The organism is Variovorax sp. PAMC26660, from assembly GCF_014302995.1.
Lineage (GTDB): Bacteria > Pseudomonadota > Gammaproteobacteria > Burkholderiales > Burkholderiaceae_C > Variovorax.
In genome coordinates, this window is the sequence record NZ_CP060295.1 from 1,228,355 (window position 1) to 1,241,894 (window position 13,540).

Here is a 13,540-nt window from a genome sequence, read left to right on the forward strand (position 1 = left end):
TGCGGCCCCGCAGCCGTGCACCGTCTCAGAATCGACGGACGATGCCGAGCACGGCAACGCCTTCGAGAAACCCAAGGAGAACAGATCATGTCCAGTTCACGTCGCGGCCTGCTGGCCGGTTCGGCCGCCATGGCCACGGGCGCCATCGCCGGTTGCGCATTGCCCGCGGGGGCCGCACGCGCGCAGCCGTCAACGCCCTTCGACGTTGCCGCGTCGACCATCCCCATCGTCGGCAGCGAGCAGGTGTACCCGGTGCGCCGCATCTACTGCATCGGCCGCAACTACGCCGCGCACGCACGCGAGATGGGATCGGACCCGACCCGCGAGCCGCCCTTCTTCTTCCAGAAGCCGGCCGATGCCATCCAGGTCGTGATGCCCGGCGTGGTGGCCGACCACCCCTACCCTTCGCTCACGAAGAACTACCACTACGAAGTGGAACTGGTCGTGGCGCTGGCCAAGGGCGGACGCGACATCGCGGCGGCCAATGCGCTCGACCATGTGTACGGCTACTCGCTCGGCCTGGACATGACGCGCCGCGACCTGCAGCGCGAGATGGGCGACCAGAAGAAGCCCTGGGAGATCGGCAAGAGCTTCGACCACGCCGCGCCGGTCGGCCCGATCCATCCCGTGGCGAAGGTCGGCCATTTCACCGATGGTGCGATCTGGCTCAAGGTGAACGGGCAGACCAAGCAGAGCGCGACGCTCAAGTACATGATCTGGTCGGTCGCCGAGCAGATCAGCCGCCTGTCGCAGGCCTTCGAGCTGATGCCCGGCGACATCATCTATTCGGGCACGCCGGAGAACGTCGGCCCGGTGGTGCGCGGCGATGTGATCGAGATCCACATCGACGGGCTGCCCGAGCTGTCGGTGCGGATCGTTTAGGGCCTGTTCAGCGCAGCCCGGCGCCCTCGTTCTTCGAGAGCTTGGTGAACGACAGCAGCGACAGCAGCGTCATCGCGCCCACCACGCCGAAGGCCGGAGAAAAATCCTCGGCCGTCAGCCGGTTGGCACCGCTGCCGTGCCACCACGCCGCCAGCGTGACCAGCGTGGCACCGAGCGTCACGCCCAGGCTCAAGGACAGTTGCTGCGCCATGCTGTTCAGCGTGGCCGCATGGCTCATGCGGGGCTTGGGAATCTGCGAGAAGCCCAGCGTCTGCAGCGACACCATGGCCATCGAATTCACCAACCCGCCGAACAGCAGCGTGATGAAGATCTGCACATGCGGCGTGGTCGGCTGAAAGTAGCCGCAGCTCACGTAGAAGAGGCTGGTCAGGCAGGTTGCACCGACCAGCAGCGAGCGAAACCCGACCGTGCGAATCGCCTTGGCCATGACGGTGCGCGTGGCCAGCGAGCCCAGCGCCGTGGCCATCGTCAGGCTGCCCGAGGCCAGCGGAGAAAGACCGAACCCCAGCTGCAGCATCAGCGGCAGCAGGAACGGCGAGGCCCCGATCGCAATGCGCAGCGGCGTGCCGCCGATGATCGACGCGCGGTAGGTCGAGAACCGCAAGATGCCCAGGTCGATCAGCGGATTGGCCTTGCCGCGGCTGCGCAGGTGATACACCAGCGAAGCCAACGCACCGAAGCCCGCCATGGCCCAGATGGCCGGCACCGGCAGCAGCGCCTTGCCCACCATCTCCAGGCTGCCGAGCAGCGCCGTCAGGCCCACGGCCAGCAACACGAAGCCTTCGATGTCGAAGGGCGCGGGCGAGCTGTCTTCGGGCAGGTCCTTGATGAAGCGCATCGCCCCGGCAATCGCGAGCAGGCCGAAGGGAATGTTGATGAGGAAGATCCACCGCCACGAGGTCAGCGTGACGATGGCCCCGCCGAACAGCGGCCCGGCCAGCCGGCCGAACGCGGGTGGCACGGTGAACCACACCATCGCCGACACCATCTCCGCGGGTGGCACGCTGCGCAGCAATATGAGCCGTCCGACCGGCAGCATCATCGCGCCGCCCAGCCCCTGCAGCACCCGGAACGCCACCAGTTGCGGCAGTGTCTGCGCCGCGCCGCACAAGGTGGAGCCCAGCGAGAAAAAGGCCACCGCCACGCAGAACACCCGCTTGGGCCCGAAGCGCTCGGCCAGCCAGCCGCTCACCGGCAGGAACACCGCCAGGCTCAGCAGGTACGAAGTGATCGCAAGGTTCAGGTGCAGCACGCTGACGTCGAGCGCGTGCGCGATGGTCGGCAGGGCCGTGGCCATCACCGAGGTGTCCAGGTTCTGAAGGAACAGGGGCGAGGCGACGATGAGGGGGACGATGCGGCGGCTGGTCGGCATGCCGCATTGTCCGTGCGGGGAATTAGGCGAGGCTCAGCGCCGCTGGCGATAAGCGATCACACGCCTGGCGTGGTCAGCATCCCGGCGAACTCGTTTGCGAACCGATGTGCGTCACCCGGCCATCGTGCCGACAGGTAGTGACCATCACGCACCGTGAAGCCGGCACCGAGCCTCGAGGGCGCATCGCGCTGGATGGACATCGGCCCTGCGATGAAGTCGCTCGGGCTGGCAAGCGCCGCGCTGACTTCGTCCTGCACCAGGGTGGGATACGTGCGGTAGTAGCTGCCCAGCCACAACGCGGTGAGCGCCCAGGCGGTGAGTTCCATCTGCCTGGTCAGTGCCGTGGTTCTTTTTCCGAACAACACCGACCTGCCATCGGCACCGCGCGACCGCGCCGCGAGCACCACGCCGTGGCAGATCGCACCCACCGGCTTGCGCCGCTGGAACGCAGCCGCGACCAGCGCCTGCAGTGCCACGGATTCGAGGTACGGCTTCATTCCAGGCGCATGGCCACCTGGAAACATCAATCCGTCGAAATCGTCAGGCCCCAGCTCCGCATGGCGCAGCGGGCGGGCGAACCCGGGGCTTGCGGCCATGTCGGCGTAGGCACGCCGACCGTTGGCATCGGCCATCAACATCGACTTCAGAACGCCAAGGCCGCCACCGTCGAGCATGCGCTCATCGGCCTCGCCACGCAGGCCATCCGGCGTGGCGAAGCTCACCGAGTGGCCGAGGGTCGTCAGCACCTGCCACGGCACTGCTGTCTCGGTGGGGTCGAAGCCGTGGCTGGGAATCGGGATCAGCACAGTCGCCAAGGTCGTCTCCTGATGCGGCGGAAGGCCAGGAACAGTCACAACGCGTACTGTGTACCGGATCGGGACAAGAGCCGCCGCTTGCCCCTCTCGCCGACTATCATGCTTCGCAACACATGGGAGACCTATGAAAAACAAAGCCCGACTGCTCATGCTTGCCGGCGTGATCGCACTGCTGATCGGTGGAATTCTCTGGTTTGCCGGCGGCCCACCGCAGGCCGATGCGGCACTGGTGGCACGGTGCCAGGCGAACATGGCGGCCCGCAACGCCGATGCCTCCCTGGTGGTGCAGTGCAAGGACGTTGCATTCGCAACCGCCATGACGGCCACGGACGCCACCGCTGCAGCGCAGGCGATCAGCGCGGCCAACAACAGCGAGGTTGGCGGCAATTCCCTCGCGATGTTCCTGATGGGCCTCGGTGCGGTCCTGCTGGTGGCCGGCTTTGTGCAGGAGCGCAAGCGAAACGGCGCTGCTGCCTGACGGCCATGCGTGGCGGCGATGAGGTGGCGCAAGAGGTGCTGGCCGAGTCTGTATAGGGTCTTCGAGGTCCCGATGGCTGGGTCCCGGTTTCCGACAAGACCGAGGCACCCATTTTTCCGGCGTGGCCACACGAGCCCTGTGCGCGCATGCTGGCCGTGGACTTGGGGGCGAATGCAACTCCGACGCCGATCGACGTTCACGAGTGGATCGAGAAGTGGCTACCCAGCACTACGCCAAGACTTCGAACTCGAATTTGGAACGATGCGTGCATAGGCGCCGAGAGAGTTCATGCAGGTCTGCATGCACGCGCTTCGTTGGCTGCCGACTACGGCAAGTACCTCGACGCCTTCGAGGACGACTGGGATGACGCACAGACGTCCTACTGTCCGTACTTCGATGCGACGACCGACCGCTGATTTCGACTGACGCTGGACCGTCCCACGAACCTCCGTACAGGTTGGCGAGCAGAGCGATGCCGGTCACTTCTCGAGGGCTCCCACTCACCCCAGAAATTCATCGTCTAGGACTTTAGTCCAATGCGCCCGACCACGAGCCCCTCTAGGATCGCGCGCCGTTGGAGGAGTCTTTCATGTCATCAGCTCATTTCGCCGCCGGCCATGGCTTGCCGGCAAAGATCCCGTTGCTCGCTCGTCGTGTGGCGACTGCAATACTGTTCTCAACCCTGGCTGCATGTGGCGGCGGATCATCAGGCTCCTTTCCGACGGTGGCACAGCCCCCAGCGGCGCAACCCGCAGCCCCGCTCTACACGGTCGGAGGCTCCGTCAGTGGCCTCACCGGCACCCTCGTGCTGCAGAACAATGGGGGTGACGACCTTGCCGTTGAATCAGACGGTGGCATTCGCTTTGCCACACCCCTGGCCAGTGGTGCGTCCTATCTGGTCACAGTGAAATCTGCCCCTGCGAAGCCAAAGCAAAGTTGTACCGTCAACAATGCCAGCGGCACAGTGAATGGTGCGGCCGTCGACAACGTGAGTGTGGTGTGTTCGGACGTCCACGCGAGCATCTGCCCCCGAGTGCTCGATGCTGCAACCACCTACACCGGCGGAGCCGCCAGCGGCGAGTACGTGAAGGTGAAGTTCGATCCGCTGGTCAAGAAATATGAGATGACCTTTGTCGAATCATCGGTGCCGATCTCTGCAGGCCAGGTCAACGACACGCGCGCTGGTGCAACGATCACCGGCGACTACGAATACGCTGCAGGCACGGCACCTGCGTTGCCGTCAGCATGCGCGCTTGTACTGAAGAACGGCAAGACTGCTGACGGCACCTACAACGTGACGATCAATCCGCAGGCGCCACCGACGCTCTTCGTCAGCGACGGATTGGTGGTTGGCGGCATTCCGGGCGCGACGATTCAGTACAACGGACTGGAGCTTGCACCCGGACTCGTCATCGCCACTGTCCCTTCGAGGACCTTCGATTCGTATCCTTTCATCGGTTTCAGCCAGACCGTCACCGACTTCACGCAAGTGGCGGGGACCTACAACGAGCTTGGCTTTCGCATGAACCCGGAAGGCACGCTATCGCAAAGCGTGAACGGCTCGACCATGATCGGTTGGGAGCCCAACGCGATCCAGGCCAGCCAGACATTCAACGCCGATGGCAGCTGCACACCCGACACTTCGCAGTATTCGTGTGTATCGACTGGCGCACCATGGACGCGGCGCAACAATCCGGGCGGCACTCCGGACAACGTGTTCGTCAGCAGCGTGGTGGCCGCCAATCTGACCTATCCGGTGGTCGGGGTCAACGTGATCCAGCTCGCCATCACGTCCAATCACGCTCACGGCATCATGATCGTCGGCAAGGTCGGCAATCAACTGATCCCTGTGATCATCCGTGTCGGCGATGCCCACATGGACGCGGGCAATATTCTGAACAACACGCTCGACAGCCAAGCGGGCATCTCTCTGCTCGCACCCGCCACAAAGGTAGCGCAGACCGCGTTGACGGGTGGCTACATCGGCGCAACCAGCGCGTCCGTGTGCGGCGTGGTGACGTCACCCGGTCAAAGCTCTTTTCCGACGGTCGTCAACGGACAGACCATCTATCCGGCCGCCGGCGCTTGCCTGGATGCCAGCGCGTCACGCGACGCGGGCGTAAATTCCGGAGCGATGCTGTTCCAGCCCGGATCCGCGGCGCTGCTGAATCCGTTTACATCGGCTGTGTCGTCCGGCCTCGAACTGGACTTCACGCAGCCTCGACCCGGTCTTGTGGATGTCGCGGCGAGCAAGGACTTCATCTCGGGCAGTACGCCGATCTTCAAGGCGGGCGATACGGGCGTCATGGTGAAGATCGGACCTGTGTATGGCTTGCTGATGAACGGAGTGAACAAACAGTTCACCACATACGACCCGCCGAACAACCTCAGCAAGGTAAATCCGTTCTTCTCGATTGGCACTTTCGTCGAATAACGGGCGGGCTCGACGTTGCCGTCGAAGGTCTGGCCTGTGAAGTGCCTCAACGACGGAAACGGGCTTCTCCCACGAAGACTGTGCAACCGGCTACAGCCGGCCACAAGCTGCCGTTGGTGAGGGTCGGCATTCGAGAGCGAAAGCGGCGGACGTCCCAAAAAGCGAGGCTCGATGCTCGTCGCGCCGATAGCCCGGCGCCCGGCACTGCTTTCACGGTCGCCGGATACTCTTCGGACTACCCACCGACGAGCGAAGCATGCAACTCCTGAAGTCCGGACTCATCCCTTGGTTGCTCCTCGGAGCAACGCCCGTGGTTGCGCAAATCAACGCCGGAACTCTGCCACCCACCCCATCGCCTCCGTTCAAGCTCACGAAGGTCGCGCAGTTCAATCTGCCATGGCGCATCGCCTTCTTGCCGGACGGACGCATGCTGATCACCGAGAAGATCGGCAAGCTTTACCTCACGACCCAATCTGGTCAGAAGGTCGAAGTCACTGGCGTGCCGCCAGTGCTGCACGAAAACCAGAACGGCCTGCTCGGCGTCTACCTGGCCCCGTCCTTTTCGAGCAATGGTGCGATCTACCTGACCTACTCGGAGCCTGGGCAGGATCCGGGCACCTCAAGCTTGGCGCTCGCCCGCGCGACACTCAAGATCGGCACCGGCACCGCCTCGCTGGAGGACCTGAAGGTCGTCTGGCACGATCCGATCAAGGGCAAGGGAGGCCAGGTCGGCGCTGCCGTGGCCTTTTCGCCGGACCAGAACTCTCTCTTCCTCACGGCCGGCGATCGACAGCGCTTCACCCCCGCTCAAGACCCGAACCAACCGGCCGGCAAGATCCTGCGACTGACCCTGGATGGCAAGCCCGCACCCGGCAACCCCATGGAGGGCAAGACCGGTGCGCGGTCGGTCCCGGTGATCGATCCGCCGAGAGATACGGAGGCCGCCAAGACCGCGCCGGTCGTGCGCACCTATGTTTTTGACGGCCCCAACCTGACGCCGGCCGAGACATGGACCTCGGGACATCGCACGCCCTACGGCCTCGCATTCGCGCCGGATGGCCGCCTTTGGGAACTCGAGCACGGGCCGCGCGGCGGCGACGAACTCAACCTGATCGAGCCGGGCAAGAACTACGGTTGGCCGCTCGTCTCCTATGCGGTGAACTACGACGGCGTGCCCATTGCGAGCCCCGACACGCGCCCCGACCTCGCCAAGCCCGCGATCTACTGGACGCCTGTCCTCGCGCCCGGCAACCTGATGTTCTACAGCGGCGCGATGTTTCCGAAATGGAAGGGCTCAGCGTTCGCGACCGGCCTCGTCAGCCGTGCCCTGCACCGGATCGAGGTGCACGGCGCGACCGCGACACCGGCAGAGCACTGGACGGTCGGCTTTCGCGTCCGCGACATCGAGCAGGCGCCGGATGGCGCGCTGTGGCTGATCGAGGACGACCACGAGGGCGGCTTGTATCGGCTCACGCCGAAGTAGCAACCGCGTCGAGGTTGTGGCGCATGGAACATTGCCGACCGGCTGGGCCTGCCCGGGACACCACGGCGCCCGGGTAGGCTTGCCAGCCGATTGCTTCGATCAGGCCAGTGCCGTGCTGAATGTCGCCAGCAGGCGCGTCCAGGCGCGTTCGGCCTGGGCGGCATCGTAGACCTGAGTGTCGGGCGGGCACCAGCCGTGGGCTGCCGGGTACACCTCCACCTCGGCTGACAGCTTCGCGCTGTCGAACGCGGTGCGCAGCGCGACCTTGGCTTGCGGATCTTTGGCGTCGTCGTTCTCGGCCACTGCAACCAGGTAGCGCGCCTGCGTCTGGGCCACCAGGCGATGGGGGCTGTCGGGCGCTGCAGTCACCATGGCGGCGCCGTGGAAGGTTCCGACCGCGCCCACGCGGCCGGGGGCCACGGTGGCAGTGCGCACCGCGATCGGGCCGCCCATGCAATAGCCGGTGGTCCCCAGCTTGCGCGCCTTGTCCACCTCTCGTTGGGCATCGAGCCAGGCCACGAAGGCTTTTCCGTCGCTCAGATGCATGGCCGGCGTCAGGGCCTGCATCAGCGGCATCACTTCGGCTATTGGCGTCTGGCCGCCCTGCGCTGCAGTGGGCGCTTTCTTCTGCCTGTAGAAGGGGTTCACCACCAGCACGCTGTAGCCCGATTCGGCCAGCCGCCGACCCATTTGCCTGAAGGCTGGGCGAAGACCGAACACGTCGGGCCACACCAACACCCCGGGTGCCGGCCCCGACGTGGGTGCGACAAAGTACGCGTCGCAGCTGCCATCTGCTGTTGTGATGATCACCTCGCGCTCGGCAACGGCTGCGGCGTTGGCCACGCTGGGCAACGCGGTCAGCAGTCCGGCGGATGCGGCCCACGTACCGAAGTCGCGGCGGGTGTACTTCTTGAGTTCTTCCTGGTCGTTCAGATCACACACGGTTGGTTTACCTCATAAGGAACACGTCAAACGTCAGCTTGTGCCACGAATCGGGACGGCTAGCAAGCAGGCACGTTTTCCCCCGACTCGTGGGACCAAACGACCGCCTGATGCCACTCCGAGCGAGGACGCCCGCCGATGTGCGCCGGCGGCAGTCGGCCGGAAGCGGGCGTTAGAACACTCGCTCAAGATCGATTGCAAGATACCTACCGACGTCTCGATCCGCCACGCACACGGCTCCGACCCTGCCTCGTGCGCAGTTGCGAAAGTCCACCGCTCTGCAGAGCGGACATAAACTGCTCGCATGACCCCATCAACCGTTGATCCGCACGCCCATTTCAATGATCCCCAGGCGGTGTCCGCGTATGCCGACAAGACCAGCCGGATTGTTCCGGGCTGGTCCGATCTGCAGAAAATGGCCGCCTTGCTGGTGGCCGAGCGGGCACCAGAAAACGCCAGCGTGCTGGTCGTCGGCGCAGGTGGCGGTGTCGAGCTGAAAGCCTTTGCGCAGAGGCACTCGCAATGGCATTTCGTCGGTGTCGATCCGGCGAAGTCGATGCTCGATCTCGCGGAAGTGGCGCTCGGGCCGCTGATGGCACGCGCCCGGCTTCACCATGGCTACGTCGAAACGGCGCCGGCCGGCCCGTTCGACGCTGCAACCTGCCTGCTGACGATGCACTTCATTGCCATCGACGAACGCAGGCGCACATTGAAAGAAATCCATCGGCGCCTGAAGCCCGGTGCGCCGTTCGTCATGGCCCATCTGAGTTTTCCGCAGGCGCCGGAAGAACGGGCGTTGTGGCTCTCGCGTTATGTGGCGTTCGCCATTTCCTCGGGCGTCGATCCCGAAGGTGCGCGCAATGCGGCATCTGCGATCGGCTCGAGGCTGCCGCTGCTTGGCCCCGACAACGAGGAAGCCATGCTCGAAGAGGCCGGCTTCACCCGAACACAACTGTTCTACGCAGGCCTGGCATTTCGCGGCTGGGTGGCGTATGCCTGACAAGGGCCCTTTTCGCGAGCGGATCGGGCCGTGACGAAAACGGCCGCTGAACCCGATCGGCCATCGCAACGCGCCGATCCGCCTGAGCATGCGGCGTTGAGGCCTGCCCTCAAGCCGCCGTCGATGCTGATGCGTGCCTTGCTGTACTGCTTCGCCGTGCTGTGCCTGATCCTGGGCCTGATCGGCGTCGTGCTGCCCGGCATGCCGACGACGGTGTTCATCCTGCTGGCCGCATGGGCGGCGGCGCGCAGCTCGCCGCGCCTGCACGGCTGGCTGCTCAACCACCGCCTGTTCGGGCCGCTGCTGCTCAACTGGCAGAACGGCCGCACGGTGAGCCGCCGCGCCAAATGGAGCGCGACCATCACCATGGCGATCTGCGCCGTGATCGTGTCGCTGACGGCGCACAAGTGGTGGCTCGCCGCACTGGCCATCGGCTGCATGGCGACGGTGCTGGCGTGGTTGTGGTCGCGGCCGGTGCCGCAGCCACAGTGAAATCCGGCGGCTGACGCAGGCCGTGCAGAATCGATCTCCTTCCCACCCGGCGAGACCCAAGCAGTGAACTTCCTCCATCTGCCCGCGCTGCGCGGTGGCATGCTGGCCCTTCTGGCCGCAGCGCTGTTCGGCATCAGCACCCCTCTGGTCCAGCAGGCGGGTGCCGGGCTGGGCGCCTTCACCACGGCCGCCCTGCTCTATGCCGGTGCCGCGCTCATGGGCGCGTGGCTGCGCCAGCCGGCCGAGCGCGAAGCCGCCTTGCGCCGCACCGACCTGAAACGACTGTCGTGGATGGCGCTCTTCGGCGCCGTCGTCGGGCCCGTGGGCCTGGCCTGGGGCCTGCAGCACACCAGCGGCACCAGTGCCTCGCTCATGCTCGCGCTCGAAGCCCTGTGCACTGCGGTGCTGGCCCGCATGCTGTATCGCGAAGTGATGGACCACCGCGTCTGGACCGCGATGCTGTTGCTGCTCGCGGGCGGCATGGTGCTGGTGGTCGATCGCGGCCTGAACGGCGGCGCCCAGTTGCTGGGCCTGCTCGCCGTGCTGGCGGCCACGGTGGCCTGGGGCATCGACAACACCTTGTCGCGCGCGCTGGCCGAGCGCGATCCGGGCCAGGTGGTGCTGGGCAAGTCGCTGCTGGGTGTCGGTGCCACGGTGCTGCTCGCGGTCGTGGCCGGCGAACCGCTGCCCGGCTGGAGCGCAGCCCTCGCGTTGCTCGCCATCGGCGCCAGCGGCTACGGACTGAGCCTGCGGCTTTACCTCCTGGCGCAACGGGCCTTCGGCGCGGCGCGCACCGGCTCGGTGTTCGCGTTCGCGCCTTTCATCGGCGCGCTGGTCGCCATTGCGCTGGGCGATCGGACCCTGAGCTGGGGCATGGCCACCGGCGGCGTGCTGATGCTCGCGGGCGTCGCACTGCATCTGGCGGAATCGCACGGGCATGCGCATGACCACGAGCCGCTCGATCATGAACATGCGCACCGGCATGACGACGGGCACCACGACCATGTGCACGCGCCGATGCCGGTTGGCGAACACAGCCATTCACATCGGCACACGCCGCTGCGTCACACGCATCCGCATGTGCCGGATGCGCACCACGCGCATCCGCACTGAGGCTGTCGGGGCCTCGCCCCTCGACTCACTCGATCTTGAAGACGAACTCCTGTGTGGCCAGGATCTCCGCATCGCCCGTGGTCTGGCACTCGTAGCGCATCATGGCCGAGCGCACCGCCCCGTAGTACACGCGCGGCCCCGACAGGAAGCGCACTTCCGTCACATGGCTGCCCTTGATCCGTACCTCAGCCTTGACGACGCCGCTGGTGCCTTCGTCCAGCGCCTTGCGCGGCATCTCGGGCTTGACCTGCTTGGGACAGGCCACTGCGATGTCTGAAGAGACCGCCTTCGGCGGCGCCGGTGGTGCGGACGGCGCAGGCGGCGCAGCGGGCGGCGGTGCCACCGGCTCGACGCTCTGCACCGCCGTGATCGTGGGCGCGGTGCTCGGTGGCGGCGTCACGGCCGGTGGCGGCACGTAGGCCGGGCGCGGCGGTGGCGGGGCCTTGGGCGTCTCCAGCTTGACGATCTTCTTGGGGGGCGGCGGCGGCGGTGGAGGCGGCGGGGGCAGCTTGATCTCCGCGATGATGGTCGCATCCATCGGTTTCTTGATCATCTCCACCGCCTTGCGGGCCAGGCCCGAGACGAGCGCGTAGCCGACCAGCAAATGAAACAGGATCATCACGCCGATGCCGATAGGGCCGAAGCGGGACTTGGGGTCGAAGTCGTTGGCGCGGCTCATGGGATGAACTGCTCCGAGCCCATGATGCCCAGCTTGGTCAGGCCCGAGCGCTGCGCCGAGGCCATCACGCCGGCCACGATGTTGTACTTGGCGTGCCTGTCGGGGCGCAGGTGCACTTCAGGCTGCACCGCCTGCGTCGCGATCTGCTCGAAGCGCCGTTCCACTTCCGCCAGGTCGGCAATGGCCTCGCCGTTCCACAGCACGGTGCTGTGTTCGTCGATGTCCACGCGCAGCACCTCGGGCTTCATGTCGATGGGCGGCGGGTTGCCGTTGGGCATGTTCAGGTTGACCGCATGCAACTGGATGGGGATGGTGATGATGAGCATGATCAGCAGCACCAGCATCACGTCGATCAGGGGCGTGGTGTTGATGTCCATCATGGGCTCGTCGGACGGCGCACTGCGGCGGCGCCCCTGTTTTTCTTTTCGCATGGCTGTGTCTTCTCAGTTGCGCGCGGGCGGCTCGGTGATGAAGCCCACCTTGACGATGCCGGCGGACTGGCACGCGTAGATGATTTTTCCCACGGGCTCGTAGTCGGAGTGCCAGTCGCCGCGGATGTGCACTTCGGGCTGCGGGGTCATGGCGGCCACTTTCTTGAGCTTGTCGGCCAGGGCGTTCACATCGCGCACGGGGGTGTCGAACCAGTAGATGCGGCCCGTGGCGTCGACGGACAGCACGACGGTGTCGGGCTTGCTCTCGCGCACCTCGTTGCGCTCTTTGGGGACCTGCACCGGCACGGAGTAATTGACGACGGGAATGGTGATGAGAAAGATGATCAGCAGCACCAGCATCACGTCGACGAGCGGCGTGGTGTTGATGGAGGCAATGACCTGCTCCTCGTCTCCCCCGGCGGATGGAATGTTCATCGCCATGATGTGGCCCGGTTCATTGCGGCGGCGCGGGGGCTCAGGCGGCGGCGCTGCCGGCCAGGATGACCGAATGCAGTTCGCCGCTGAATTCGCGCACGTCGTCCATCACGGTGATGTTGCGACGCAGCAGCCAGTTGTAGCCGAGCACGGCGGGCACGGCCACGGCCAGGCCGATGGCGGTCATGATGAGCGATTCGCCCACGGGGCCTGCCACCTTGTCGATGGAGGCCTGGCCGGCGATGCCGATGGCGGTGAGGGCGTGGTAGATGCCCCAGACGGTGCCGAAGAGGCCGACGAAGGGGGCTGTGGAACCCACGGTGGCCAGCAGCGACATGCCGTTGCTCAGGCGCCGTTGAACGCGTTCGGTGGCGCGGTGGATGCACAGGTCGACGAAGTCGGCAAAGTCGACCTTGCCGCGCAGGCCGTCATGCTTTTTGGTGGCGTGCACGCCGGCATCGGCGATGAAGCGGAAGGGGCTGCCTTCGGCGAGCTTCTCTGTGCCGGCCTGCACGGTTCGCTCGTTCCAGAACTCGTTGTCCACTTCCTTGGCCTGGCGGCCCATGCGCATCTGCTCGAGCAGCTTGGTCACGATCACGTACCAGCTGCCCATGGACATGATCGCCAGGATGGCCAGCACGGCCTTGGCCACCAGGTCGCTCTGCGCCCACAGGGCGCCTATGCCGTAGGGGTTGTCGACTTTGGTGGTCGCGGCGGCTGTTGCGGCTGGCACTGCGGCAGGCACCGTGGGTGCCGGGGCCGCGACGCTGCCGGCCGACGGGTCCGCTGCCGGTGCGGTGGTGGCGGGCGCAACGGCGGGTGCGGGTTCCGGCGTGGCCTGGGCGTTGGCAGCGTGCGGCGCGGCGGTCAGGGAGAGCGCCAGAACGAACGGAGCGGCTGCGGCCATCAGCTTCGCGAAAAAGGTCTTCATCATGAGTGGTTCCAAAAATCAAAAACGGGAGC

14 protein-coding genes and 1 pseudogene are annotated in these 13,540 nt (G+C 65.8%); 8 read left to right on the forward strand and 7 right to left on the reverse strand.

What is annotated here, in order from left to right:
* The first annotated feature begins 87 nt into the window (after positions 1-87).
* Positions 88-882: a fumarylacetoacetate hydrolase family protein gene (locus H7F35_RS05860; RefSeq protein ID WP_187112006.1), complete on the forward strand. Its 795-nt coding sequence runs from the start codon at positions 88-90 to the stop codon at positions 880-882.
* 7 nt (positions 883-889) lie between these two features.
* Here H7F35_RS05860 and H7F35_RS05865 read toward each other — a convergent pair whose 3' ends face one another.
* Both H7F35_RS05865 and H7F35_RS05870 read right to left on the reverse strand, forming a co-directional pair.
* Entirely contained in the window at positions 890-2,275 is a 1,386-nt protein-coding gene (locus H7F35_RS05865; RefSeq protein WP_187112007.1) for an MFS transporter, read from the reverse strand.
* A gap of 56 nt (positions 2,276-2,331) precedes the next feature.
* Positions 2,332-3,081 carry a type 1 glutamine amidotransferase domain-containing protein gene (locus H7F35_RS05870; RefSeq protein ID WP_261803753.1) on the reverse strand — a complete coding sequence of 250 codons (750 nt, stop codon included), beginning with the start codon at positions 3,079-3,081 and terminating at the stop codon, positions 2,332-2,334.
* A 133-nt stretch (positions 3,082-3,214) separates the two neighbouring features.
* On the opposite strand from H7F35_RS05870, the gene H7F35_RS05875 reads away from it, so the two are divergent.
* The 4 genes and pseudogenes from H7F35_RS05875 to H7F35_RS05890 all read left to right on the forward strand — a co-directional run bounded on the left by H7F35_RS05875 (position 3,215) and on the right by H7F35_RS05890 (position 7,485).
* The gene (locus H7F35_RS05875; RefSeq protein WP_187112009.1) at positions 3,215-3,568 is read left to right on the forward strand and encodes a hypothetical protein; all 354 of its coding nucleotides are present in this window, start codon (positions 3,215-3,217) and stop codon (positions 3,566-3,568) included.
* 110 nt (positions 3,569-3,678) lie between these two features.
* A pseudogene (locus H7F35_RS35100) lies at positions 3,679-3,735 on the forward strand (hypothetical protein); the annotation flags it as partial.
* A 422-nt stretch (positions 3,736-4,157) separates the two neighbouring features.
* The gene (locus H7F35_RS05885) at positions 4,158-6,002 is read left to right on the forward strand and encodes a DUF2957 domain-containing protein (protein ID WP_187112010.1); all 1,845 of its coding nucleotides are present in this window, start codon (positions 4,158-4,160) and stop codon (positions 6,000-6,002) included.
* 256 nt (positions 6,003-6,258) lie between these two features.
* Positions 6,259-7,485, forward strand: coding sequence for a PQQ-dependent sugar dehydrogenase (locus H7F35_RS05890; RefSeq protein ID WP_187112011.1), 1,227 nt, complete (start codon positions 6,259-6,261; stop codon positions 7,483-7,485).
* Positions 7,486-7,584: 99 nt separating this feature from the next.
* Here the strand turns inward: H7F35_RS05890 and H7F35_RS05895 are convergent, their stop codons facing one another.
* Positions 7,585-8,427 carry a dienelactone hydrolase family protein gene (locus H7F35_RS05895; RefSeq protein ID WP_187112012.1) on the reverse strand — a complete coding sequence of 281 codons (843 nt, stop codon included), beginning with the start codon at positions 8,425-8,427 and terminating at the stop codon, positions 7,585-7,587.
* 304 nt (positions 8,428-8,731) lie between these two features.
* Between H7F35_RS05895 and H7F35_RS05900 the strand changes: the two genes are divergently transcribed.
* The 3 genes from H7F35_RS05900 to H7F35_RS05910 all read left to right on the forward strand — a co-directional run bounded on the left by H7F35_RS05900 (position 8,732) and on the right by H7F35_RS05910 (position 11,032).
* A complete protein-coding gene (locus tag H7F35_RS05900; protein WP_187112013.1) occupies positions 8,732-9,427 on the forward strand; it encodes a class I SAM-dependent methyltransferase in 696 nt (231 codons plus the stop codon).
* A 123-nt stretch (positions 9,428-9,550) separates the two neighbouring features.
* Positions 9,551-9,919: a YbaN family protein gene (locus H7F35_RS05905; RefSeq protein WP_187114164.1), complete on the forward strand. Its 369-nt coding sequence runs from the start codon at positions 9,551-9,553 to the stop codon at positions 9,917-9,919.
* 99 nt (positions 9,920-10,018) lie between these two features.
* Complete coding sequence (locus H7F35_RS05910) at positions 10,019-11,032, forward strand: DMT family transporter (RefSeq protein ID WP_187114165.1); 1,014 nt, start codon at positions 10,019-10,021, stop codon at positions 11,030-11,032.
* Positions 11,033-11,057: 25 nt separating this feature from the next.
* On the opposite strand, the gene H7F35_RS05915 is transcribed toward H7F35_RS05910, so the two are convergent.
* The 4 genes from H7F35_RS05915 to H7F35_RS05930 are packed head-to-tail and all read right to left on the reverse strand — an operon-like array spanning position 11,058 to position 13,511.
* Positions 11,058-11,711 carry an energy transducer TonB gene (locus tag H7F35_RS05915; RefSeq protein WP_187112014.1) on the reverse strand — a complete coding sequence of 218 codons (654 nt, stop codon included), beginning with the start codon at positions 11,709-11,711 and terminating at the stop codon, positions 11,058-11,060.
* Positions 11,708-12,142 carry an ExbD/TolR family protein gene (locus tag H7F35_RS05920; protein WP_187111388.1) on the reverse strand — a complete coding sequence of 145 codons (435 nt, stop codon included), beginning with the start codon at positions 12,140-12,142 and terminating at the stop codon, positions 11,708-11,710. Before H7F35_RS05920 ends, H7F35_RS05915 begins: the two co-directional genes overlap by 4 nt.
* Before the next feature lie 12 nt (positions 12,143-12,154).
* Complete coding sequence (locus tag H7F35_RS05925; RefSeq protein WP_187111389.1) at positions 12,155-12,583, reverse strand: ExbD/TolR family protein; 429 nt, start codon at positions 12,581-12,583, stop codon at positions 12,155-12,157.
* A gap of 34 nt (positions 12,584-12,617) precedes the next feature.
* Positions 12,618-13,511: a MotA/TolQ/ExbB proton channel family protein gene (locus H7F35_RS05930; RefSeq protein WP_261803538.1), complete on the reverse strand. Its 894-nt coding sequence runs from the start codon at positions 13,509-13,511 to the stop codon at positions 12,618-12,620.
* Between the last annotated feature and the right edge of the window lie 29 nt (positions 13,512-13,540).